The 24,137-nt window shown below is 38.3% G+C and carries 23 protein-coding genes and 1 pseudogene; 9 read left to right on the top strand and 15 right to left on the bottom strand.

Going from position 1 to position 24,137, the window contains the following annotated elements:
- Window positions 1–151 precede the first annotated feature (151 nt).
- The 3 genes and pseudogenes from RG959_RS20455 to RG959_RS20445 form a co-directional block, all read right to left on the bottom strand.
- Window positions 152–304 (bottom strand): annotated as a pseudogene (locus RG959_RS20455) (oxidoreductase); the annotation flags it as partial.
- Window positions 305–385: 81 nt separating this feature from the next.
- On the bottom strand, window positions 386–1,546 hold the full coding sequence (locus RG959_RS20450; protein WP_342798695.1) for an FAD-dependent monooxygenase: 1,161 nt from the start codon (window positions 1,544–1,546) through the stop codon (window positions 386–388).
- 117 nt (window positions 1,547–1,663) lie between these two features.
- Window positions 1,664–2,836 (bottom strand): MFS transporter, encoded by a 1,173-nt coding sequence (locus tag RG959_RS20445; RefSeq protein WP_342798694.1) that lies wholly within the window; start codon window positions 2,834–2,836, stop codon window positions 1,664–1,666.
- A gap of 196 nt (window positions 2,837–3,032) precedes the next feature.
- Between RG959_RS20445 and RG959_RS20440 the strand changes: the two genes are divergently transcribed.
- Window positions 3,033–3,467 (top strand): MerR family transcriptional regulator, encoded by a 435-nt coding sequence (locus RG959_RS20440; RefSeq protein ID WP_342798693.1) that lies wholly within the window; start codon window positions 3,033–3,035, stop codon window positions 3,465–3,467.
- Between the two features lie 424 nt (window positions 3,468–3,891).
- On the top strand, window positions 3,892–4,743 hold the full coding sequence (locus RG959_RS20435; protein WP_342798692.1) for an aldo/keto reductase: 852 nt from the start codon (window positions 3,892–3,894) through the stop codon (window positions 4,741–4,743).
- Between the two features lie 197 nt (window positions 4,744–4,940).
- On the opposite strand, the gene RG959_RS20430 is transcribed toward RG959_RS20435, so the two are convergent.
- Window positions 4,941–5,195, bottom strand: coding sequence for a hypothetical protein (locus tag RG959_RS20430; protein WP_342798691.1), 255 nt, complete (start codon window positions 5,193–5,195; stop codon window positions 4,941–4,943).
- Window positions 5,196–5,883: 688 nt separating this feature from the next.
- On the opposite strand from RG959_RS20430, the gene RG959_RS20425 reads away from it, so the two are divergent.
- The gene (locus tag RG959_RS20425) at window positions 5,884–6,204 is read left to right on the top strand and encodes a hypothetical protein (RefSeq protein WP_342798690.1); all 321 of its coding nucleotides are present in this window, start codon (window positions 5,884–5,886) and stop codon (window positions 6,202–6,204) included.
- Window positions 6,205–6,595: 391 nt separating this feature from the next.
- Here the strand turns inward: RG959_RS20425 and RG959_RS20420 are convergent, their stop codons facing one another.
- Window positions 6,596–6,712: a GapA-binding peptide SR1P gene (locus RG959_RS20420; protein WP_251273007.1), complete on the bottom strand. Its 117-nt coding sequence runs from the start codon at window positions 6,710–6,712 to the stop codon at window positions 6,596–6,598.
- A 1,346-nt stretch (window positions 6,713–8,058) separates the two neighbouring features.
- Between RG959_RS20420 and RG959_RS20415 the strand changes: the two genes are divergently transcribed.
- Window positions 8,059–8,256, top strand: coding sequence for a hypothetical protein (locus RG959_RS20415; protein ID WP_342798689.1), 198 nt, complete (start codon window positions 8,059–8,061; stop codon window positions 8,254–8,256).
- A 474-nt stretch (window positions 8,257–8,730) separates the two neighbouring features.
- Here RG959_RS20415 and arsC read toward each other — a convergent pair whose 3' ends face one another.
- From arsC to RG959_RS20385, 6 genes are all read right to left on the bottom strand, one after another.
- Window positions 8,731–9,150: an arsenate reductase (thioredoxin) gene (gene arsC / locus RG959_RS20410; RefSeq protein ID WP_342798688.1), complete on the bottom strand. Its 420-nt coding sequence runs from the start codon at window positions 9,148–9,150 to the stop codon at window positions 8,731–8,733.
- 34 nt (window positions 9,151–9,184) lie between these two features.
- On the bottom strand, window positions 9,185–10,483 hold the full coding sequence (locus tag RG959_RS20405) for an arsenic transporter (RefSeq protein WP_342798687.1): 1,299 nt from the start codon (window positions 10,481–10,483) through the stop codon (window positions 9,185–9,187).
- Between the two features lie 15 nt (window positions 10,484–10,498).
- Window positions 10,499–10,846 carry an ArsR/SmtB family transcription factor gene (locus tag RG959_RS20400; protein WP_251273004.1) on the bottom strand — a complete coding sequence of 116 codons (348 nt, stop codon included), beginning with the start codon at window positions 10,844–10,846 and terminating at the stop codon, window positions 10,499–10,501.
- A gap of 950 nt (window positions 10,847–11,796) precedes the next feature.
- On the bottom strand, window positions 11,797–12,558 hold the full coding sequence (locus tag RG959_RS20395) for a polysaccharide deacetylase family protein (protein WP_342798686.1): 762 nt from the start codon (window positions 12,556–12,558) through the stop codon (window positions 11,797–11,799).
- A gap of 219 nt (window positions 12,559–12,777) precedes the next feature.
- The gene (locus RG959_RS20390) at window positions 12,778–12,930 is read right to left on the bottom strand and encodes a hypothetical protein (protein ID WP_342798685.1); all 153 of its coding nucleotides are present in this window, start codon (window positions 12,928–12,930) and stop codon (window positions 12,778–12,780) included.
- A gap of 13 nt (window positions 12,931–12,943) precedes the next feature.
- The gene (locus RG959_RS20385; RefSeq protein WP_342798684.1) at window positions 12,944–14,098 is read right to left on the bottom strand and encodes an endo-1,4-beta-xylanase; all 1,155 of its coding nucleotides are present in this window, start codon (window positions 14,096–14,098) and stop codon (window positions 12,944–12,946) included.
- Between the two features lie 304 nt (window positions 14,099–14,402).
- Here RG959_RS20385 and RG959_RS20380 point away from each other — a divergent pair, with 304 nt between their 5' ends.
- The 5 genes from RG959_RS20380 to RG959_RS20360 all read left to right on the top strand — a co-directional run bounded on the left by RG959_RS20380 (window position 14,403) and on the right by RG959_RS20360 (window position 20,222).
- Window positions 14,403–16,145: a sensor histidine kinase gene (locus RG959_RS20380; RefSeq protein WP_342798683.1), complete on the top strand. Its 1,743-nt coding sequence runs from the start codon at window positions 14,403–14,405 to the stop codon at window positions 16,143–16,145.
- Between the two features lies 1 nt (window position 16,146).
- Window positions 16,147–16,932, top strand: coding sequence for a response regulator transcription factor (locus RG959_RS20375; RefSeq protein ID WP_342798682.1), 786 nt, complete (start codon window positions 16,147–16,149; stop codon window positions 16,930–16,932).
- 109 nt (window positions 16,933–17,041) lie between these two features.
- Window positions 17,042–18,361, top strand: a complete 1,320-nt coding sequence (locus RG959_RS20370) for an extracellular solute-binding protein (RefSeq protein ID WP_342798681.1) — start codon at window positions 17,042–17,044, stop codon at window positions 18,359–18,361.
- Window positions 18,362–18,429: 68 nt separating this feature from the next.
- Window positions 18,430–19,308: a carbohydrate ABC transporter permease gene (locus RG959_RS20365; RefSeq protein WP_342798680.1), complete on the top strand. Its 879-nt coding sequence runs from the start codon at window positions 18,430–18,432 to the stop codon at window positions 19,306–19,308.
- Window positions 19,309–19,325: 17 nt separating this feature from the next.
- Window positions 19,326–20,222, top strand: a complete 897-nt coding sequence (locus RG959_RS20360) for a carbohydrate ABC transporter permease (protein WP_342798704.1) — start codon at window positions 19,326–19,328, stop codon at window positions 20,220–20,222.
- Between the two features lie 222 nt (window positions 20,223–20,444).
- On the opposite strand, the gene RG959_RS20355 is transcribed toward RG959_RS20360, so the two are convergent.
- From RG959_RS20355 to RG959_RS20340, 4 genes are all read right to left on the bottom strand, one after another.
- Complete coding sequence (locus RG959_RS20355) at window positions 20,445–21,068, bottom strand: YesL family protein (RefSeq protein WP_342798679.1); 624 nt, start codon at window positions 21,066–21,068, stop codon at window positions 20,445–20,447.
- 358 nt (window positions 21,069–21,426) lie between these two features.
- Window positions 21,427–22,410, bottom strand: coding sequence for an aldo/keto reductase (locus tag RG959_RS20350; protein ID WP_342798678.1), 984 nt, complete (start codon window positions 22,408–22,410; stop codon window positions 21,427–21,429).
- A gap of 119 nt (window positions 22,411–22,529) precedes the next feature.
- The gene (locus RG959_RS20345) at window positions 22,530–22,988 is read right to left on the bottom strand and encodes an aldose epimerase family protein (RefSeq protein ID WP_342798703.1); all 459 of its coding nucleotides are present in this window, start codon (window positions 22,986–22,988) and stop codon (window positions 22,530–22,532) included.
- A gap of 99 nt (window positions 22,989–23,087) precedes the next feature.
- Window positions 23,088–24,074, bottom strand: coding sequence for a glycoside hydrolase family 43 protein (locus RG959_RS20340; RefSeq protein WP_342798677.1), 987 nt, complete (start codon window positions 24,072–24,074; stop codon window positions 23,088–23,090).
- Between the last annotated feature and the right edge of the window lie 63 nt (window positions 24,075–24,137).

Here is a 24,137-nt window from a genome sequence, read left to right as displayed (position 1 = left end):
GACAGAGAGTTTTTTAAGGGATGATATAGTTGCCATCTTAGCCTGTTTGTTAAACTGCCACCCTTCGTTGGTTGAGAATTTTGAACGAAGCTCCCTTTTCTGTACAGGAGATCGGCCGAGTTGGATAACAGGAGCATTAAAAAGAATAATATTAACCCATTTGAATTGTTGGACGAATAATTAATTCGTTGATAGCTACATCTGCTGGCTGCTCAATGGCAAATGCGATTGCACGAGCAATCCAGATATTTGCTTCCTCTTGACGCAGACCTTCAGAGATGGCTCTTACGGCATGTTTGGTACCACACTATACTGTTCCGCTTTACATTTATAGGAGTCATCCTATCATTTCCGAATATAGATGGTTTGATTAAAATATCTACATTTATCGTCCAAAAGAGCGGCTGAAAGATTGTCCAGATTCTACAATCTCACGTACATTTTTTAAACGGCGAGACTCATATTCCGAAAGAGCCTCAGCTGCTGCAGTTCCTTGTATTCCCTTTGCCACACATTCTGCCAAAGTAGCCGCATCTTGCAATGAAGTATTAAATCCCTTTGCCGTTAGGGGTGTAAGTACATGGGCAGCATCTCCAACCAATGCTATACGTCCTCTCACAAGATTGTCAGGAAGGTATTCGGCTATTGGTATTCCTATAAGGTTACGTGTTTGAATGCTATGAAGAGTCGCGGCTAGCCATGGCTGAGGCCATCTAACAGAAGCTTGTTCAGCCAGCTCAATCAGTGTCTGTTCTGGAATGTCAGGGGCATTAAGCGAATGCCGCACAACGTTTCCTTCTACACATCCAAGACGACGTAACAAGTCATTTCGGGTGTTATCGTACCAAGCCCACGCCAATCGTCGATCTCCTAAATCATAGGAACCGTCTTCTCCAGCAATAATAGAACCGAGTAAAAAGTCACCAATACCATCTGGCATAGTAAACTTCGGGGCGTAAAAGCTAGGTCGATGTTCTTCAGGTATGTCAGTCTCACCTAGAATAGCTACCCATATCAAGTATCCTGCAAAGGTTGCGTTCGGTTTGTGCGGTGCAACATGACGACGCACAGTACTGCGGTGTCCGTCAGCACCAATCAAAATATCTCCGCGGAATGTCTCATCCTTATCCGTCACAACCCAAGCAGAGTCGCTGTCCTGATTAACAGTTTGAACGCGAGTTTCATAACGCAAGTCAATTCTAGGGTCAGCTTTGGCTTCTGTGCGCAGTCGAAACTCTATAGATGACCAAGCCTCAACAGACCTCATTCCACCTGAAGCAAGGTTTCTTAAGAATTTCCCTGTTTTAGTTCGATCAATTTCTCCACTGTCAACTTGAAGACCAGCGCCGCTACGCCGTTCTTCTGCAGCTCTCTCTAAAATTGTCACAATGAATCCAGCCCGCGCAAGAGCAATCCCTGTCATTAGTCCAGAAAGCGATGCACCCACAACTACAGCAGATTTGCTTGCTTCTTGAATGGATTCGGTAAAAGTGTCATTGATTGATTCACTCGAGAATTTACCCTTTCCTGCATTTTTTTCAGTCATTGTAATATCTCCCTTTTATAATGAAAAGAAAAGCGCAAGTATTTCACGATTTTCGTGATTTACCCTGCACTTTTCATATACTTCATAGACTCCAGTTGTTTAAGCCTGCTTTATATCTTAGCTAGTAAGTTGTTTTTTTGCAGGATTATACAAGTAACTTCTCAGTAAAATAGATACTAGACTTAATATCAAGAACACTATTCCACCTAATACGACGTATTGCACACCCATTCCTGATATAAATAATCCACCTACTGCTGTACCCATTGTGATCCCTAAATTACCACATGATAAAAACAATCCATTTGCGAAATCAGGGGCTTCTGGAGCCGCAGAGGTAATCCAATATTGGCTAACATTATTTCCTACAGCAAATAAAATTCCCCATAACAAAATCGTAATCATCATAGGTCCAATGGATTTCCCCGTAAATAATGACAATAGATGAACGATCCCTAATACAATTGGAAAAGCTATTGCCGTTTTCATGGCATTTCTCATAAGTAACGTGCCGCCTACAAGGTTTCCAATTAAACTGGCTAGGCCTAATATAAATAACGCCAAAGTTAAGATGTTCCCCGATACATTCGTAACGGTTTCAAGATATTCTGCAATAAAAGTATTAATACTTGAAATGGCAGAACCTATAAATATGACAGTCGCAATAGCCAGCCAAGTAAGAGGTTTTTTCAATACGCTTACTTGAGCTCCATAAGAAAGTCTTTCCGTAACAGGCATAGATGGAATAAATACCAATGTAGCTATGAATGCAACTGCGTTAACGACAGCAAAGAATAACATCGCCATTTCTAAAGAAGTGGTACTAGCAACATAATTAGTAATTGGCACACCAAGTACCATACCTGCAGTTACTCCCAAAATCACTTTAGAAACAGCCTTCGGAGCTTCTTCCTGGCTGACAGATGTAGCAGCTACTGTCAAAGCCAATGAACAATAAATTGGATGAAAAATGGCTGGAATCACACGAGCAATAAGCAAAACGGTAAAGCTTGATGCAAACATGGAGACAACATTGCCTACAACGAAAATGCCAAGTACAAGCAGCATGACCTTCTTGCGATTTATACCCGAAAACAATAACGGCATAATAGGGCCAGAAACGGCAACAGCAAGGGCAAAGAGACTCACTAACAGCCCTGCTTTGGATACGCTGATTTGAAAGTGATCAGCAATTAAGGGCAGTATCCCAATAACCCCCATTTCAGTAGTGAGGATACCGAAAACTCCTATGGTCAATATTAATGTCAGTAAATTATTTTGCTTATCCATACAAATACATTCCCTACTTTCATTAGATTGGTTTATCCGTGCTTTATTCCGCTGTGTTGCCCAGCCATTTCCCCTACTCATTGATGGGTTTACAACTTCAGTATCCTTAGACTATGATGAGGTTATCACCTTTGAGTAACTCGAAGTCAAGGGTTTCGAATAATTAAAAACCATTTTTTTCGGGGAGGACTTACAAATGTATACTGTGAAAGAAGCGGCCAGGCTGCTTGATCTGACCGAACACTCCGTTCGCTATTACACAGATAAGGGATTAGTTCCGAGTGTACAGCGTGACAAAAACAATATTCGTCTTTTTGATGACGAATCTATCAATTGGCTTAGGGGGGTGAAAAATCTGAGACAGGCTGGTATGTCAGTTGAAGCCGTTAAAGCCTATATAGATTTGTGTTTGGAAGGAGACGCTACCATTCCACAACGCTACGAAATCATTTTGGAACAAAAAGCCGTTGCTCTGGCTCAGTTGGAGGAAGCTAAACGAATCGCCAAATTTATGGAGGACAAAGCCAGCCACTATCTTGACATTATCAATCAAGTGGTCTCGGATGACATGAATCCTGGGAAGTGGACAAAAAACAAAACCCATATACCCCACGAAACACTGCATTCATAATTTCAGTACAAGTATGAAAAAAGCTCGCGATTATCTGGTTCATAATCATGAGCTTTTTTTGTTTTTAAAATAAGCTTCTTCAAAACTGTAAAGTTATGACTACGGTTGTTTTAAATAAAAACAAAAGAGCTCATGATGACTTTATACAATATCGTGAACTCTTTTCTTCTTAATGAATTTACTAGTTGACCGAAACTGCTGAGTAAAGCTGGCGGAAAACACTTTACATGTTAGAGGAAATGAAGATAAGAAAATGGCATCCTTCAGTTTGAATTATAATTTGTGCCATTTTTAAATTGTTCGAAACCTATTGACTTCGTGTTACTCGAAGGTGATAGCCTCATAATAGCCCTAGTGTACTGAAGTTGTGAATATCTATCACAAAGGATATAAAGGGCGAAAATAAAGGATAGGAGAATTGAACATGCAAAAAGTAATCTTAAACAATGGTGTGGAGATGCCGATAATTGGCTTTGGTGTTTATCAGATTGAAGACGCCAATCAATGTGAACAATCCGTTTACGATGCCCTTATTGCAGGCTATCGCTTGATTGATACAGCTGCGGCTTACATGAATGAAGAAGCGGTTGGAAAAGCAATCAAACGAAGTGGTGTGCCAAGAGAAGAAATATTTATTACGACAAAACTTTGGATTCAGGACGCTGGTTACGAGAGTGCAAAGAAAGCATTCGCAAAGTCATTGGAACGACTACAAGTGGATTATATAGATTTATATTTAATTCATCAGCCATTTGGGGATGTATATGGTTCCTGGCGTGCTATGGAGGAATTGTATCGTGAGGGTAAGATTAGAGCAATTGGAGTCAGCAACTTCTATCCGGACCGCCTGGTCGATTTAATCACCCATAATGAAGTAGTTCCGGCAGTAAACCAGGTTGAAACGCATCCTTTCTGCCAACAAATAGAAAGTCATAACCTGATGAAAGAGAACAATGTTCAGATCATGTCCTGGGGTCCATTTGCTGAAGGAAGAAATAACATGTTCCAAAATGAAGTTTTAGTATCAGTTGCTAAAAAGTATAATAAATTCGTTGCTCAGGTGATTTTACGCTGGTTGACACAAAAAGAAGTAGTGGTGATTCCAAAATCTGTTCATAAGGAACGAATCATTGAAAACTTCGATATCTTTAACTTTGAATTAAGCCAGGAAGATATGGAGACCATTACTACATTAGATACGAAAGAGAGCGTGTTCTTTTCACATAGAGATCCTGAGTTCGTGAAATGGATCGGTAATGTTAAATTTGATATTTAAAGAACTACTAGATTTCTTTGATTATAAATAAATGAAAACCCAATTTTCTTATAGAAATGAAGATTGGGTTTTCTTATTATCCTCGGTAACTTCTATAATTAAACTAACCTGCACGTTACTCGCAGAAAAAAAGCATTACGATTGTTTTAGTAATGCCGAATTTACTTTTCTCAGCCCTGTAATGATACATCTTCATATTAGTAATGTTGTTTGCATAAACCTCTATGGAAGTTCATATGGAAAAAAGAGATTTTACGCAGATTTTTATCACCAGCAACCATAACCGCCTGCTCATTACCTGAAATTGAATAGGCAGCCCAAGAAAACGTCTTAGATGGACATTTTCTTTGGGCCGTTTTTGGTAATTGGAAGAGAAAACATTTCTCTTGTTCTATTAAAGATTTCCCCCTAGAAATTACATTCACATTTGCTTCCCCTGTTTTTTTAAGCATGCGGTCTCCGGTCTTTAATATTATACCCCCCAGGTGATCTTCAGTCCGGGCCCTCAAAGTTTCGCCCCTCATATCTACTTCTGCAAAACAATTTCTTCATTGTGGAGCGTTTACTTTTTAATATCTCTCCCCGGTCCGACGATTTAACTGCACCCTAAATAGTCATGATTGCCCGCTTATCCCTACAATATTTGACGAAATAAACCAGCATCTATTTTCAACAGCTCTCACCCAATCGAACAATTCGTAAAAAGAACGTCCGGATCAGCACCTATAGATTCCAACGACCATGCAATAGGCATTACTAGAAGTTCTGAACCCTTTAAAGCTAATTCGCATCTTGATTCTGGTAAGTTTTGAAATAAACCCCGCTTTTGATAGAGGTAATGGTTTATGATGATGCTCTGTTACTTTATGTGAATGATACAGCGGTCTTTTAATCGTTCTATGTACATATTTTCTTAAAAGAATATGTATCGGCTTTGTGTTTAACACTTAAATTAGCTTTCAAATAAAATTATCCTCATTGAACATTACGATTGTGAATACGATAGTGAGAGTATAGATGAAGCATAAAGTATAAATGGATTCGAAAATACATCCATATTAGGTTTTACTGGCCCTTTGATGAGGGAATCCGTACAAATAGATGCAGGAAATTAAGAATCGATTAAATGAGGGAAATATGATGAAGAAAATAATCTTATGGACGGGAGCAATTCTACTTCTTACTGCCGGCTGCAGTTACGATAAAAAAAGTTATAATATAAGAGCATTAAACAATATGACATACGTGAAGAAAACAGAGATTAAGAATGATGTGACTTTGGTTTTTACGCAGCCCAATGGTGTAAGACGAGAGCTTTACTGGGACGACTATAAAGATTCTTTTCTTGTGAAAGATAAAAAATACGATATCGACTTTATGGCTGGCGACAAGAAAAGGCCTGATCGGATTGTACATATTGAATTATCCGATGCCACGAAAGAGGAAAATCCAAATGATTAAGTTTATGTTCCTCTTATTCGTTGCTACAACAGTATTTCAGATCTACCGTATTATGGCACATTAAAAACAACTACTATTTACGGCCGCTAAAGGTGAAAAGCAGGGCAAGAGTATTTAGAATATTGCAGTGGAAATTAAAGAATTAAAATATTAGAAGAGCCTTTGGACGGGAATAATTCCATAGTAACAAAAGTGTACTTTTGCTTAAGTTTATCTATGCTAGCTTCGATAGAGTATAGATATTGGATTGTAGATTATATGAATCGGTTTCCTTTAAAAAATTCATCAACTTACTCAAATTCGATAGCATAACTCTGCCCGGATGAATTCATTCATCCGGGCAGAGTTATGCAGCCTGTTTTATAATGGTAAAATTTTAATTTTAAACTAGTTATTCATTGCTGCCATTTTCATGGCCGCAACCGCAATCCGCATACAACAATGTTACCTTTTCTTCTTCAAAATGTTCCATAGTTTCTAGACAAGTTTGACAAACGATAGTACCCACTGTGTATTCCTCCCAGCTTTTTGAAAGCGTTTTTTATTTGAATTTATCATAATACATATTAGAAGATGAATCAAGTTATTGGGACAAAAAATCCCCGATTTATTTATTTCACATCTGTTTTCTATAAATGAGACACCCCTTTTCTTTTTAAATAGATAAGAAGGACTCATTTAAAAAACTTTGTATTATCAAGGTTTTCCAAGCATAAAACCGCTCTCTGGTCTGATTTCCTTTGAATTTACTCAGCTAACCAAAATAAAGTTTCATGTTAGAGACTTTAAACTTTTTGGATAAATCAAGGGATGTCAAAATAATATTTTGATTTTTAATCTACAGGGACAAAAGTTGACCCTACGTTATGTTTTTTTGTCCTATTAAACAGAAATTTAAATGATTTGTGTTTATTAGCCTTTAGGGCTTTAAACTTTTATCGAAAGGAGCATTAAGCAATGAGTATCATTTTAAAGAAAGCACAGCGATGCCCAGATCAATGACTTCTGTTCCTAAGAAAAAACAAGTGCTTTTTCCATTTTAAAAATACCCTTTCCTGCCGAAAGCGCCCCTACCTAAAGAGATAAACACGCCTTTAATGATCGAACCTATTTGCTTTGTAAACACAAAAACCGATCTCATTCCTAAGGAATCAATCGGTTTTGAGTGTTATCCGTTATTGGACAGAGTGAAATACCGTTTCATCCGTTCTTTTTAAAAATCCACTATCTTTGAGCCATCTGCCCGCCTTTTCTTTAATCTATGCGATGCATAGCAAGAATAGAGGCTAGTTCTTTTCCATGCTTCAATACCGCAGCGGCTTGTTTGAGTGCTTCTCTGGATATGACATCTGCTTGAAATGGCTGAGCATGCCGCCTTCTTTCTTGTTTAATCAATCTCATTCTATCTCACTGTATAAAACGTAGGTTCATTGATCAATATACAGAGGATTATACAAGGTACACTGTTACCTTTTGTGTGTGGCTGCTTTGTCAACAACAAAAGTGTCCATAAGCAAAAGTAGAATTTTGCTTATGGACACTTTTGACTAAGTACTATGTTTAATAACTTTTTGATTGAAGTTGTTTCCAATGGGCTTTTAATGTTTTATCCCATACCTCACTGACCTTATCTTTTAGTGAAAACTGCCCCTATCTTTCTAAAGGTCTCTATTCCTCTAGACAATTCTTCGGCGTACGTAAGCATTTGATTTATATTTTCCCATATGCCAGGTGTCTGTGGAAGATCACCAGCTCCCGCCTGAGTCGGCAATTGATCAGTATTCTCCAAAAGGTCAGTCTGCAGAGGAGACGCAGCTTCTTCTTGAGACGGCACCGGTATAACCGGTGTCTGCGGTGAAGGAACAAATCCCAGAGAAGGTCCTTGAGTCAGCTCCGGTAAAAAACTCCCCAATATACCAGGTCTCTGAGGGGGAAGTGGAGCTCCCTGAGGAGGTATTTGAGTCAGACCTTGTGAAAAATATCTCGGATCCTGATAGATGGGGCTGGAATATTGATGAAATGATCTTCGATTGGATGGAAATGGTCCGATAAACGAGTCAAACGGTCTTGGCCCTGGATTCGGAGGATAAAATCGCATGTTTTTCATCTCCCTTCTTTTTAATTTCTGTGCTCTTTTGGTGAATACATATTGTTTTACAGATAAAGGGATTGTTTTGCTCTAAATAAGAAAGTGGCGCCTATTCTTTGCAAAAACATTTTTAACCGTATAACATCGTAAAGAGCCAGATCATTCACGTTGCTGCTCACTATTATCATATGGGAAAAATAACAGTATGATTGTGGTAAAATCCCTATAAAAAAAGCGAATGAATATGGGTGATGGTAAGCGGCAATCAGTATAATGAAAATATATATAGAAGAACAGGGAGAATAAAGGGTTTAGGCGCTAATTTTTGTTCAATTTTCTTCATTGTCATACAGCTTCTATACTCCATAGATAATCATGTACTTATAAGGAGCAGATAAAGAAAGCCGCGAGAATGTCTCACGGCTTTTTCTTTTCTATTATTCGCCCGTTTTTGCAAAACGTTCGATACGCTCACCGATTTCATCGCGAACACGCTGGAAGAATGCCCATTTTTCTTCTTCTGTTCCTTCTGCTTTTGCAGGGTCATCAAATCCCCAGTGAACACGTTTAATGTGCGGCGGTGTTACCGGGCAGTTGTCCGCCGCATGCCCGCATAATGTAACGATTAATTCCGCATTGTTTAGAATTTCAGGATCGATCACATCTGATGTTTGGTTTGAAATATCAATGCCTGCTTCTTTCATGGCTTTTACCGCATTTGGGTTTAATCCATGTGCTTCTAATCCGGCACTTCTTACTTCCCACTCCTCACCTAAATGTTCTTTCGCCCATCCTTCTGCCATCTGGCTGCGGCAAGAGTTGCCTGTACATAGGAAATAGATTGTTTTTTTAGACATAGTAATGATCTCCTTTTACATTCGATTAGATCGATTAATGAATAAACAATAACCATACATATAAGCCAACCAGCGTGATAAACAAGGTTGGAATGGTTAAGATGATGCCTGTTTTAAAATAAGTACCCCATGAAATCTTTACGCCTTTCAAACTAAGGACGTGAAGCCACAATAGTGTAGCAAGTGATCCAATTGGCGTAATCTTTGGACCTAAGTCTGAGCCAACAACGTTCGCATAAATTAAGGCTTCCCTGATCATTGGGGATGTAGCCGTATCAGAGATCGCCAAAGCATTGATCATGACAGTTGGCATGTTATTCATGATCGACGATAGAATAGCAGCGATAAAGCCCATACCGATTGTGGCAGCGAATAGACCCTGTTCTGCCGTTGCTTGAATGGCATCTGCCAGAACCGATGTTAAACCGGCATTGCGCAGTCCGTAAACGACTACATACATGCCAATCGAGAAAAAGACAATTGCCCACGGTGCGCCTTTAATGACGTTTTTCGTGTGAACAGCCGGGCTTTTTCGTGCCATCGCCAAAAAGAATACGGCGACGATGCTGGCAATAATGGATACGGGAACGTCCAGAAACTCGCTGGCGAAATAACCAATCAGCAGGATGCCCAGCACAAGCCAGGACAAGCGAAACATCTTATGATCTTTGATCGCTTCATTCGGTTCTTTTAACATGGACATGTCATACTGTTTCGGGATGCTTTTGCGGAAATAAAGATACAACACCGTGATGCTGGCTATTAATGAAAATAAGTTCGGTACAACCATCCGGGATGCGTACTCCGCAAATCCAATGTTAAAGTAGTCGGCTGAAACGATATTTACAAGGTTGCTGACGACTAATGGCAGTGCCGTTGTATCGGCAATAAATCCACTAGCGATAATAAAAGGAAACACCATCTTTTCCTCAAATTTCAGGTTTCGGACCATTGCCAGTACAATCGGCGTTAAAATAAGTGCCGCCCCATCATTCGCAAAGAAAGCCGCAACTAGAGCGCCCAGTATAGATACATATACAAACATTCTGACGCCGTTTCCTTTGGCCATGCGGGCCATATGTAGAGCCGACCATTCAAAGAAACCAATTTCATCGAGAATGAGAGAAATAATAATGATTGCAATAAACGCCAATGTGGCATTCCAAACAATCGATGTTACATCGATGACGTCTTCAAAGTCTACCACTCCTGCCAGTAAAGCAACTACAGCACCTACACAGGCTGACCAGCCAATGGATAACCCTTTCGGCTGCCAGATGACAAAGATGAGCGTCACGAGAAAAATAATGGATGCTGCAATAATAGAAAACAAACCTCTTACTCCTTTCTAGTCACAGGAAATACGCAATCCCTGCGCTTCCAGTTCAGCTAATCGTTCTCTTTGGTCTGGAAGATGCTTTAATAAATCTTCGACCAAAAAAGCACAGTCATGGTCCCGGTTAAAGGAGTAGAAAATCCACTGTCTTTTCCGGCTTTCCTTTACCAGTCCAATGTCCTTTAGCTTGCGCAAATGCTGGCTGATAGCTGGCTGGCTCATGTTAAAAAGTTCAACAAACTCACATACACAGAAATCCTGCGATTGAAGCATTTTCATCATGGTCAGGCGTGTCTTATCACCAAGCAGCTTCATGATTTGGGATACTTCCTGCACATCTAACTTTGTATCGACATTCATGTATGATCCCCCCATTCCGGTATCAGTATATAATAATGTACTTATATAAGTACATGCTTTTATCAAAAAAATTGTTCAATTAACTGCAAAATACTTTCTTTTCAATACGATACATATATCAAAATATTTTCAGGAGGAATGACCACGCAAGAGCGTATGTTAAATACCATTATGATCGGTGCAGGATAACCCGCTTAGCAGCCGGGTACTATTTGCAAAAAGCAGGTCTTTAGTTTTTAATTCTGGAACAGAGTTTACAAGATCACGGCTCCTGTTCCAGCTATTTATGATTCGCTGAAGCTGTTCTCACCAGCTGACTTTTTGTCCCTGCCCGGTATGAAGTTCCCCGGCAATACCAAAGGTTATTTCCCTACCTGGAAAAATACGTTCAGCCATTTCAGTTCCCTATTAAGTATGGAAGCAGAGGAAAACAGGTCACTCATGAAGTCAACCTGACTTATTATAAACCGACTATTAAAAAAGTAAGTTAAGCGGTCTGCTATTTAAGCATCCGCTTTTTTCATGTTTAAAGTTTCTTAAAACTAAAATTTCACACATAGTTATAATAAGACAAGAAAAAAGAACGGTGAAAACAGGCTTCTTCCCTTTCTGCTAATAGTGTCTATGGAGGAAAGACTTACTCTTTCCTTCAATTTAAACAATAGATTTTAATGCTAGGACGATTAATTATTGTCAGTTAAGCAACTAGTTTAGTCATACCATAAAGTGTTTTACTCAGAAAGTTCCTGTATAATCGCTTCGACTAATCAAGATCGTATATAGATTTCAATATACTTGCCCTTATATTTCAATATGAATGTGAATTTCTCATCGAAAATTATTACACAACAAACAACTGACTCAAAAGAGTCGTAAATCAACGACCTTTTGAGTCAGCCTCATTTTTTAACAATGTACCCGTTTTTTTATAATCCTTAAAGAAAATGTGTCTAATATCCTGTTTTAACCATTCTAATAAAGTCATCTAAAGTGTGATTTTGAAGAATCATAATACGAGGTAATTCATATCGGTCGCTCTGGTCTGTACTGAGACCGCCGCCTACTTTAAAAGCTCCTTTAAACCCTAATTCCTCCAGAACAGAAATTGTATCCGCGTTATAATTTCCATAAGGATAAGCAAAGACATTTGTCGCCCTGCCTGTTAACTCTTTAAGAGCGGTCGTTGTATCATTTATTTCTTCGTATTGCTGTTCTCTGCTTAAATGAGCGAGGAAGGGATGTGAAACCGAATGATTTTGGATATTAATACCATTTTCCATTACAGTTAAGATCTCGTTTGATGTCATATTCCAGCTGCCATCCACCCAATCTGAAACAGTAAATTGAGTTGCCTTCATCCCATATTTCTGTAAGACTGGATAAACATAAGGATAAAAATCATTCGAATTATCATCAAATGTTAGCAGGATAGGCTTTTCTGGCATTGCTGCTTTTTTATCGAGGATGTTGAAATATTGCTTCATCGTTAAGGTCCGATAGCCATTCTCATGAAGATAAGCCACATGTTTTTCAAATTCTTCAAGACTAAATTGATATGGATTGTTCGGGTCAGGATCAGGTTTTACAACATGATATAGTAAGACAGGAATTTCAACGTTTTGTGATTGTTTTGCGCTTGCTGTTGACATATAATCCGCGTTAGAAACGAGTAATAACAAGAAGGAAAAAACAATGCCCATTATTCTTATCATCAACATTCATCCTTTCTACATTTAAATAAAATGGAAATAACTAACAAAAACCTGATTTAACCCACTTAGTTTGTTGGTTTGCCAAACTAAGTGGGTGTGAACAATTACAGAACGAAAGGAATTATATACAGTTCAATAACGAAAAGAGATTCGTTATCTTACTGGTCCACACCTGGCTTTCTGTTCAATGGCTTCTCAAAAATGAAAAGATCGATTGATTCAGCCTGCTTGACTGGCTGGCCATGTACCGATCCAATGGCCTCCATTCCCAACTGCTTTAGCTTCTGCAGATGGTTTATTAAAAGATGGAATAAAGCTTATCCCCATCACTAGTGCGGCAATAAGAATTAAGGCAATCTTTTTCTTCATCATGTCTTTTTTCTGCTTAATCGCGATCGATAATAGCCCAATAAGATGGTTTGACATTATAATCTTTATCGAAAACAAATGGTGCGTCTACGCCTACCCCGTCATTATATTGTTCTGCACGGTCATTTAACCATGTATGGTTGTCAGCAACGCCCCAGAATGTCACACTGCTAATTTTATCATCCAATTTCTCGTATAACTTAAATAGTTCATCGTAATGAGCGGCCTGACGATCGAATACGCTTGCTGGAATTTCGTCATAAGTTGGGTAAGCTGGTTTTGGCGGCCATCCGTAAAGACTAACATCTAGTTCTGTAATTTGGTTGTCCAGGCCAAGGTCTGCAAACATATTAATAGTTTTCTCGATTTCCGCTATAGATGGCCAGCCGATTTGGATGTGAGCTTGATGTCCCACTCCATCAATTGGAACTCCCTCCTCCACTAATTCCTTGACAAGATTGTACAGGGTTTCTCTTTTAGGATCTATTTCTGTGTTGTAGTCATTGATATAAAGCTTAGCGTCTTTCCCTGCATAACGGTCCGCTGTTTCAAAAGCAACTTTGATATAATCAGTACCTGTGATTTGATACCAAGGTGAATTACGTAATTCCCCATTATCATCAACTACCTCGTTGACTACATCCCAAGAGCTGATATCATTTTTATAACGCTTGACAATAGTTTTAACATGAGTTTCTACACGCTTAAGTAAAAGCTTTTTATTTTTTTCGCGCTGCTTTGGATCTGTTTCATCTACCATCTTATTTCCTTCTTTATCAAGGAAAAACCATTCCGGTACCTGGCTGTGCCAAATAAGGGTATGGCCGCGAAGCTTCATATTATTTTCTTTCGCAAACTCAACAATTTTATCCATTTCTTCAAAAGTGAACTTTCCTTCTTCAGGCTGTATATTAATCGGCTTCATTACATTCTCAGCCACAAGGCTATTATAATGGCGCTTTAATACTTCAGCATCTTTTCCTTGAAGCATGGAAGGCTCAACGGCTGCACCAATATCGAATGAGTCTGCATATCTTTCATCAAGTTGAACCGTTGCATCTAATGCACTAACTGGTTGATTTTCAGCTGCAGAAGCACTGGATAATCCAGCAGGTAATACTATAGCTAAAGCTAATCCAGAAAGAAGTGGTTTACGCAATACTTTTAACATGTTTTTTTCTCCCCTTTTTTTCAAAGTATGTTAGTATTTTATAAAACCTGAAAAAACTCTAGCTTCCCCCCTTTACTCTAATTTACTAGTCAGGAAAATAAGTAAGGGCTTTCATATTTTTCACAGCCTGCTGGCCTGACCTCAAATTAATTATAACAGCATCCAACTTAGTTTATCCACTAAATAAACTAAGAATTTAAACATTTCCGAAAATATGATAAAATAGCCCTAGGCTAAGCTCCTGTTCTTTTTTAGATCCTAATAAAAATTGGATATTATTTTACTATAGAAAGGCGAACCATCAATGCGGAAGCAACTAAAGAAGTGGAATACATTACGCAACCAGATTTTGTTTGTTTTTTTACTTGTTATGATCATCGTTTTATTGATTGTCAGTCTTCTTACATTAAGACAAGTTTCCTCTTTGTTGAAAAATAATGCGGAAAAGCAAATTCAGCAAGTAGCTATTGAAGGAAACGGCCGAATTGAATCCCTTTACGAGCAAATCAATATGAATTCAAAGCTTGTCATCACCGATGAAGAGGTCCAGCGTGTTTTAACGAATGTCTATGAAGGAAAACAAGTAACCTTTAATGACCGTCAAAAATTAATGGGACATATTGACAGAATTATGGGAAATACAGATGGAATCTTTTCCTTTCAACTTTTTTCTGGAAAACATCAGCGCGTTCTTCCCCTTGATGAAGACGATTTAAAAAACCGAATTGGTACCAGGTGGATTGAAGAAGCGAATCGAGCAAGAGGAAGAATGGTTTGGATCGGTGAAGATCCACATGATAAAAACTACTTTCTGGCCATCCGCAGAGTCAATTTAATAGAGCGACAATATAGCAATGGTGGTTATCTTTTAATTAGTATTAACCGCGATCATTTTAACTTTGCAAATGAAAAGTATGAAAACGATCAATATTCCATTCTGTTAGATCAATACGAAAAACCGATTATCCAAAATTTCACGGGAGATATAACAAGCATTATTGAAAACAACGAAAGCATTATTCAATTAAATCAACGGGATTATATGGTGACAAAGCAATCATCTGCCTTAACAGGTTGGACCGTTCTTATTTTAACCCCTGTAAGTGAACTAACGGAAGGATTGTCAGGGATCCGAACAGGAATTATTTTTTCGGGAGTTGTTGGCGTATTCATTTTTACCATTAGCTCCTTTTTCCTTTCAACGATCATTACAAGACCAATAGTAAGATTAACGAAAACCATGCAGCGTGCCGGAGAAGGTTCATTAACACTGAATCCGGATAGTTCTTCGGTAAATGAAATTGTTGAATTAAACAGTACGTATAATCAGCTTGTAAAAGAAACCAATCATTTGATCCAGATGGTTTATCAAAAAGAAATTTTACGCAGCCAAAGTGAATTGAAAGCGCTCCAGTCACAAATAAACCCGCATTTTCTTTTTAATACATTGGATGCACTTCATTGGTCGCTTGAAGAAAAAGATGAAGAAGAGTTGGCTGAACTCGTTGTAGCTATGTCCGATTTATTCCGTTATACCATTACAAAAGAAACTGATGACGATTGGGTGTTCTTAAAAGACGAAATCAAGCATATCAGCGACTATATGGAAATTATGAAAATGCGTTTTGATGAAAGATTACAATGGCATGTTTCTGTTCCTGCAGAATATGAGTTTGTAAGAATACCGAAACTGATCATACAGCCTTTAGTAGAAAATGCAGCCTTGCACGGTGCTGGAAAAAAAGTTGGAAATTGCCAAATTTCCGTAACAGTTGAACCAGTTAAACGAGAAGATAAAGAGCGGATTCGCATCTCTGTACAAGATGATGGTTCCGGGATGGATAAAGAGCGGCTTGAATGGATCATTCAAGCCATGAAAACTGGTGGAACAACCTCCGCGAACGGGAAAGGAATGGCTATTTCGAATGTCTACAAGCGCCTGCAGCTATATTACAAAGGAATTTTACATTCAGACCTTTTGATTGAGAGTAAAGTAAACGAGGGAACAAAGATTACGTTTGAACTGCCAATTGATGGAGGGGAATAAAATGTATTCTAAAAATATTGTAATCGTTGACGATGAACCAAGAACAAGGCAAGGTTTGCAAAGAACGCTGGAAAGTTGGAATACTAGTGAATTTACCATCCTCACTGCGGAAAGCGGTGAGGATGTCCTCCGGATTGCGGAGGAAAAAAAGATTCATATTTTGCTTTCCGATATCCGGATGCCCGAAATGACCGGTTTACAACTATTAAAAACTTTAAAAGAAAAAGGGTTGTCTCCAGTGGTCATTATTATTTCCGCTTACTCCGAGTTTGAGTATGCTCAGGAAGCGTTAAGACTCGGTGTAGTGAATTATCTTTTAAAGCCGATCGGAAAAAAGAAGCTGATTGAAGCGGTTGAAGAAGCCGTTAAGATTATGGAAAAGCAAGTACGGGCTGGGATGATCGAAAAAGTAGTGGATGAAAAAATAGTCGATGCCAACACCAAAATGGATTCAGCCAAAGGTACCATTCGCAAGGCCATTAGCTATATTGACCAGCATTTAAAGGATGAATTCACCCTAAAAGATGTTGCTGCCCACGTTCATTTAAACCCGAGTTATTTTAGCGTGTTGTTCAAAGAGCAAGTGAATATGAATTTTAGTGAATATGTTACAAGACGCAGGATTCAGCGTGCAAAGGAATTAGTGATTACAACCAATCTTCCGATAAATGAAATTGCTGAAGAAGCCGGCTATAAGACTTCTAAATACTTTATTAAAATCTTCAAGGAAATTGAGGGAATGACACCAAGCGCATACCGAAAAACATACAATGAAAGGGCTTTCTAAAAATAGTAGTATTTTTCCTAATCACAGTTCCTTTTTTTATTATGTTCCCGATGGTAAACTAAACTTAGTTGCAAGGATAGACAAACACACATTAAGGGGGTTTTGCTAAATGAAAAAGAAAGCGTTTTCCACTGTGATGTCTTTCGCATTAGTAGGCGGGTTGGTTTTAGGAGGTTGTTCATCATCCTCTAGTACATCGGAGGATTCAAGTAGTTCTGGCGGTGACAAAACAGTTGTCAAAATGATGCATTTATGGCCTGAAGGAAGTGCAAAGGCACAGTATACTATTGTGAATGATATTATCGAGACTTATGAAAAAGAACATCCTGATATAGATATTCAAACAGAAATTTTAGCGAATGAACAATATAAAGAAAAAATCAAAGTTTTGTCAGCATCAAATGAGCTTCCGGACCTTGGAATCACTTGGGCAGCTGGTTATATGGAGCCATTCGTAGAAGGTAATATGCTTGCACCATTAGATGATGTTCTTGATGGCGGGCTTAAAGAGCAATTTGTCCCAGGTACTCTCGAAGCTTTTCAAACGGATAGCAAGACTTACGGATTACCTCTTGAACTGAATATTGCACCTATTTATTACAATAAGGAAATCTTTAAAAAGTATAACCTTGAAGTACCAAAAACATATGATGAATTTTTAAAAGTAGTTAAGACTCTTAAGGATAACGATGTTACTCCAATTACAGTAGGAAATAAAGACCGCTGGACAGGTTCTATGTGGTATATGTATCTTGCCGATCGTATTGGCGGACCTGAAACATTAAATAATGCAATTAACCGTACAGGCAGCTTTGAAGATCCAGCTTTAGAAAAAGCCGCTGATGAACTCAAAAAACTGGTTGATATGGATGCATTTGTTAAAGGGTATAACGGATTTTCAAATGATGAAGCAAAAGGTTACTTTATGAATGAACAGGCAGCTATGTATATGATGGGTACTTGGGAATTGCCAAACTATACAACAAGCCCTGATGTTGCACAGGACTTTAAAGATAAAGTTGGTTACTTCAAATTCCCTGCGTATGAAGGCGGAAAAGGAAACATCGACAGCTTTGTTGGTGGACCTGGAGTTGGTTTGTTTGTATCTGAAGCTTCTAAAGTGAAAGATGAAACAAAAGATTTTGTTTCATACTTAGTTCAAGAATGGGGCAAGCGCTCCGTAACAGAAGCCGGTGTTATTCCAGCTACAAAAGTGGATACTGCTAACACAGAGCTTGCTCAAATGTACATTGATATTCTGAACGATTTAGGAAATGCTTCCAATATTACATTATATGCAGATGTTCAAATGTCTGCCAGGGTAGCGGATGTTCACTTGAATCAGATTCAGGCATTATATGGTGGCGAAATATCCCCTAAAGAATTTGTTAAAGCTCAAGAAGAAGCTCTTGCTGCTGAGAAGAAATAAAAATTGTAATAGAGAGGGCATATTGCTGAATATGCTCTCTTCTTCATAGAAAGGTAGTGAATAAAAACATGAGAAGCGTTATGTCCAATAAATACATTATTACCCTTTATACACTCCCAGCTTTACTTCTTCTTCTTGTTCTGATTTATGTCCCTATTGCTTTATCAGGATATTACGGTCTAATGGATTGGACCGGAATAGGCCAAATGCAGTTTATCGGGTTAGAAAACTATGCAAACTTGATGAAGGATGAAAAGTTCTGGGCTAGTGCAGGCCACTCTTTCTTGTTAGGGATTTTCTCTGTGCTTAGCCTGCTGCTTTATTTAGCTGTTTCACTCGTTTTAGTTAGTAAAATAAAAGGTTCAGATTTCTTCAGAAAGATTTATTTAATTCCCATGCTATTGTCATCTGTTGCCATTGCTCAGCTTTGGTTGAAAATTTTTGACCCTTCGAATGGGATGTTAAATAAATTACTTGAGATGTTTGAAGTGGAAAATACGCCAGTTTGGTTAGCCGATCCAAACACTGCTCTATATGCTATTTTCGTTCCAATTGTTTGGCAGTATGCAGGTTTTTACATTCTTATTTATTACGCAGCCTTGAAAAATGTCCCGGAAGAAATTATCGAAGCTGCAAGAATTGATGGGGCTACCCCGCTTCAAATCGCATTAAAAATTAAATTACCTATGATCTCAGCTGTATTTAAAGTTACGATTATGCTTTCCCTCGTTGGTTCCTTAAAGTATTTTGATTTAATTTATGTAATGACTGGCGGAGGTCCAAATGGGGCGAGTGAAGTAATGGCTTCTTATATGTACAAGGAAGCGTTTGAACTTAACAATTTTGGTTATGCAAGTGCAGTTGGCTTTGGTTTATTGGTCATTTGTCTTGGAATGACATGGCTGACTTCAAGATTAACGAAATCTAATGATGATGTTCAATATTAAAGGGGGAGTGAATGAAGATGAGCGAGCTTGCGACAGACAGACGAACAACACCAAACCTTTCTGCGGGCGAAGGATCAAAAAAATCTTATTGGAGTAAATTAGGATATGGTTTTCTTTACTTAATCTTAAGTGCTTTCGCTGTTATCCAGATTTATCCATTGATTTGGCTGGTCTTCTTCTCATTAAAAAGCAATCAAGAAGTATTCGGTATGTCCCCTTTCTCCTTGCCGCAGGACCCGCAATGGGGAAACTATGTGAAAGTATGGACTCAAGGAAACATTGGAGTTTACTTTTTCAATAGTGTGTGGATGACTGTTTTATCTGTATTTCTAACAGTTATTCTGGCTAGCTTTGTTACATTTGCCATTACTCGGATGCACTGGAAATTAAGCGGACTTGTTCTTGGATTATTTATGGTAGGATATATGATTCCCCTCCATTCAACGTTAATCCCATTGTTTAATTTTTATAACACTATAGGTTTAATTGATAATCCATTATCGATTATTTTGTCTCAAACAACCTTTAATTTACCGTTAACTATTATGATTTTATTAGGTTTTTATAAAGCTTTTCCTCGTGAAATTGAAGAAGCGGCTGTTATGGATGGATGCTCGGTACACCGAATTTTCTTCCAGGTTACGCTTCCAATGACCATACCGGTTCTTTCAACAACAGCGATCATTAACATGATTTACAACTGGAATGAATTCGTATTTGTTAATACATTCATCAGTTCTGACCAGTGGAAAACATTGACTATTGGGATTAATAACTTCGTTGGTCAATATTTAACGGACTGGGGTGCTATTGGTGCCACTTTAGTCATCAGTATTGTTCCAATTCTGCTCACCTTCTTATTCCTGAGCAATAAGATTGTTGAGGGAATGGCAGCTGGTTCTGTAAAAGGTTAATTCGATTGAAAGAAAACCCGCCGATTAGCGAGACGCAAGGCGAAGACAGAGGCGTATTTGTCCTTAGCTTATAAGAAAGGATAAACTTTCTTATAAGCCGCCAGTCAAAAGACAGAAAGAGAAGTTTCCTTTTAAAAGCGAAACTTCCCTTTCTGTCTTTTTGGTTATCTCTTCTATTCACAGGGCTGCTAAAATACGGTCCATTTTATTTAAAAAATTTGCCTAAAGAGAGGTCCGCCGCTTTTTTTCCATTTTTTCAAAAACAGGATAGCAGGTAGCCATTATAATAGCTGCCGTTAGACTGCCCCCGAAAAAAAAGCCCAAACCTGGAATGAACTTCACTACAAAGAATACGGCAACAATTCCAGCAATCATCGTAAGGTTTTCAAGCGGGTTAATAAGCATCATTAAGAATGCATTTTTGATCATTTGCGCCAATTTTAACTCATAATGAACATAGACCGGAAACAGATAGAACATAGTCATGACTGTTACAAACATAATTATATATAAAGGAATTTGAATAACACTTATAAAACTATTCCCCAAATTCTTCATAAAAACCAAGTCAAGCACAATAAGTCCCGCTACCACCACTATGAGTAAACCTAAACCATTGCTTCGTATAAACTCCGATTTATAGGTAGTCCAAAAGGTTCGAAAAATTGGAATGCCTGTGTCCCCCATCAGCCATTTACGAATGACGGTAAACATCGAAATCGTCGCTGGGAAAAACCCAAGAATAACCAGACCTATCAAAGAAAAACTAATCCATAATAGGTTAATATACGCAAATTTTGCAATCCATTCCACAGCAATATAAGCTCGATTTGCTGCATTATTCATCTAATCCCCCCAAACTTGAAACCTCTTGGATTTATTCCAGCCAATTACTATAATAAAAAATACCTACTTCTATTATATAACAGTTTTCCTCTACGGGGCCTTTCTCCAGAATTTTTTCCTCTGGATAATCATGGAGGATATTCTTTTTTGGTTACTCTTTCTTCTATCCTTTGAAAATGTACCAAGTAAAGCGTGGAAAATCACAAAATTTAATTTCTTCAACGGATAAACCTTTTCAAACAAAAATAAAAGAAAGCACAAAAGTAATTATTGTGCTTCCCTTACTTTAAATCAGATCGTTTTTATAGTTTACTTACGGTCACAAGTTGATAGCCTTGTGAAGTTTAAACTTCGTTTATCAATAAGGGCCTCTGATAAAATCCTTTACCTTTTCATGATAAAAACGTTGAATCTCTTGCTTCTCTTCTTCTGAGAATGGTTTTGTTTCCAATGCTGAAAGATTATCCTCGACTTGTTTAGCGTTTTTAAAACCAGGAATAATACATGTAATTTCTTTTTGATCCAAAACCCAGCGCAATGCTGCACTAGCCATAGTTTTCCGGCCTTCTGCAATCCACTTTAACTGGTCAGCTAATTCAACACCTTTGTGGAACCCGAGGCCTGCAAAGGTTTCTCCGACATTAAAAGCCTCCCCATTTTCATTAAAACGGCGGTGGTCATCTTCTTCAAATACATGATCATTGGTAAATTTACCAGTTAGCAGCCCGCTTGCAAGCGGCAATCTGACTAGAAGTCCCACACCTTTTTGATAAGCTTCAGGGATTAGTTTTCCCAATGGCTTTTGACGGAACATATTAAAGATGATTTGCAGGCTCTTAACATTTGGATATTCCAGGCAAATAAGGCCCTCTTCAACGGTTTCCACACTTACTCCATAGTGACGGATTTTTCCTTCTTTCTTCAGACGATCCAGTACTTCAAATACACTGCCATCTTTTAAAATCTCCGTTGCCGGACAATGAATTTGATATAAATCAATCGCTTCTCTATTTAAACGGCGGAGGCTGTCTTCACAATAAGAGCTAACGGTTTCATAACTATAATTTTTCGGATCAAAAATATCACCCTGGCGGCAAAACTTTGTAGCAATATGAATCTTGTCTTCCTTGCCTTTAGTGGCCTTGGCTAATAACTCTTCACTATGTCCGTCCCCATATACATCCGCTGTATCAAAAAAGTTAACACCCTGCTCAATTGAATACTCTAAAGATTTCAGTGCTTCTGTGTCGTTTGTCTTTCCCCATGAACCGCCGATTGCCCATGTTCCAAAACTGACCTCACTGATCAGGATCCCTGTATTACCCAGTTCACGATAATTCATGTTAATCACTCCTTATTTTAATTCTTTTCAACCCCAAACTTATGTACTGTTACAGAAGAATACTTTTGATCGATATCCAGAATCGTTGATGGAAAATGAGGATGGTGGATGGCATCAGGTCAAGCCTGCGTCTCAAGGCAAATACCCAGATATTTTCTGGATGGCGTACTTCGGAATTCACCATCTGATTTCAAGGAATTTCCCAAGTATACCACAACACCGGCCTGATCCGTTTCAATTGTTAAAGTACGACCGCTTTCGTTGTCCTTTAAGACAATTTTCGAATCATGATTTGTGCCTAAAAGAAACGAGTGATCGCAGCCTTCCCCTGCCAGTACGTTTTGAGGATGACTTGATCTTGTTCCAGTATTTATCAACCTTTCACTTCTAAAATCAAATGGCGTGTTATCCATTTCAAGAAACTTATCGCTTTTTATTGCTAATTTGTAGCTCAAGATCTCTCTCTTCAGATTGCCACTTAGATTAAAATAGGAATGATTTGTTAATGTGACCAATGCGGTTTTTTTGTAAGATTCTAAATTTACTTTATAGTAAGAGCCGCCTGAGCCTTGTCCTATTAACGTAGTTTAGTCAAACGAATAATATAGAAAAAACTTCCCAGCATCTGCTTTGGTATTAAGTTCAAAGTCAAAATACCGTTCCGGCCGTCAATTTTATTACTTGTCTGTATAAGGGTCAATCGTTTGAATACTTCCGTCATCGTTATACTTTAATTCAGTGTATTTCACCGAGCGCTTATGGTTCACGCCATTTGATAACGAGCAATCATGATAGAACAAATACCACTTATCCTTAAACTGAACAATTGAATGATGTGTGGTCCAGCCAATGACAGGAGTAAGAATCGTTCCTTTGAACACAAATGGTCCCTGTGGATTTTCACTTACAGCATAAACAATTTTATGAGTTGTACCCGTTGAATAGGATAGATAGTAAAGACCATTGTATTTATGAACCCATGGTCCTTCAAAATATCTGCGATCTTCGTCACTTGCAAGAATAGGATTGCCGTTTTCATCCACAATGGAGATTTCCTGCGGTTCGTTTTTAAAAGTCAGCATATCGTTGCTTAATTCAGCTACTCTTGGTCCTAAAGCTGGTTCTGTTGGAGCGGGACCTTCAGCATCCGGATTAAATGCCCCTGTCTGCCATTTTTCTAATTGCCCTCCCCAAAGGCCGCCAAAATAAACATAGGCTCTGTCATCATCATCAACTAAAACAGCGGGGTCAATACTGAAGCTGCCGGGTATATAATTTTCCTCTGGTGTAAACGGTCCTGCAGGATTAGGGCTTGTTGCGACACCAATTCTGAAAATCTCATCTTTATCTCTTGCCGGGAAAAATAAATAATACTTGTTATTTTTGTAAGCGGCGTCGGGTGCCCAAAGCTGCTTACTTGCCCAAGGAATATTTTTTAAGTGAAGCACTTCCCCGTGGTCTACACATGGTGCATTTACATCCTCCATAGATAAAACATGATAATCTTCCATCTTATATTGATCACCATTGTCATTAGAAGGTTCATCGTGATCAAGGTCATGAGAAGGATAAATATAAAGCTTCCCTTCAAAGACATGTGCGGAAGGATCTGCGGTAAAAATATGCGTAACTAAAGGTTCATTCGGTTTTGAGTTTTTCATCATAATCCCTCTCCATTAAAAAAGTTTGCATACTTACAAATTTATTATAGCTGATGCTAGCTATCT

It is taken from the genome of Domibacillus sp. 8LH (assembly GCF_038806185.1).
Lineage (GTDB): Bacteria > Bacillota > Bacilli > Bacillales > Domibacillaceae > Domibacillus > Domibacillus indicus_A.
Note: the sequence above shows the minus strand (reverse complement) of the source record. Positions and strands in the feature narration are given on the sequence as shown.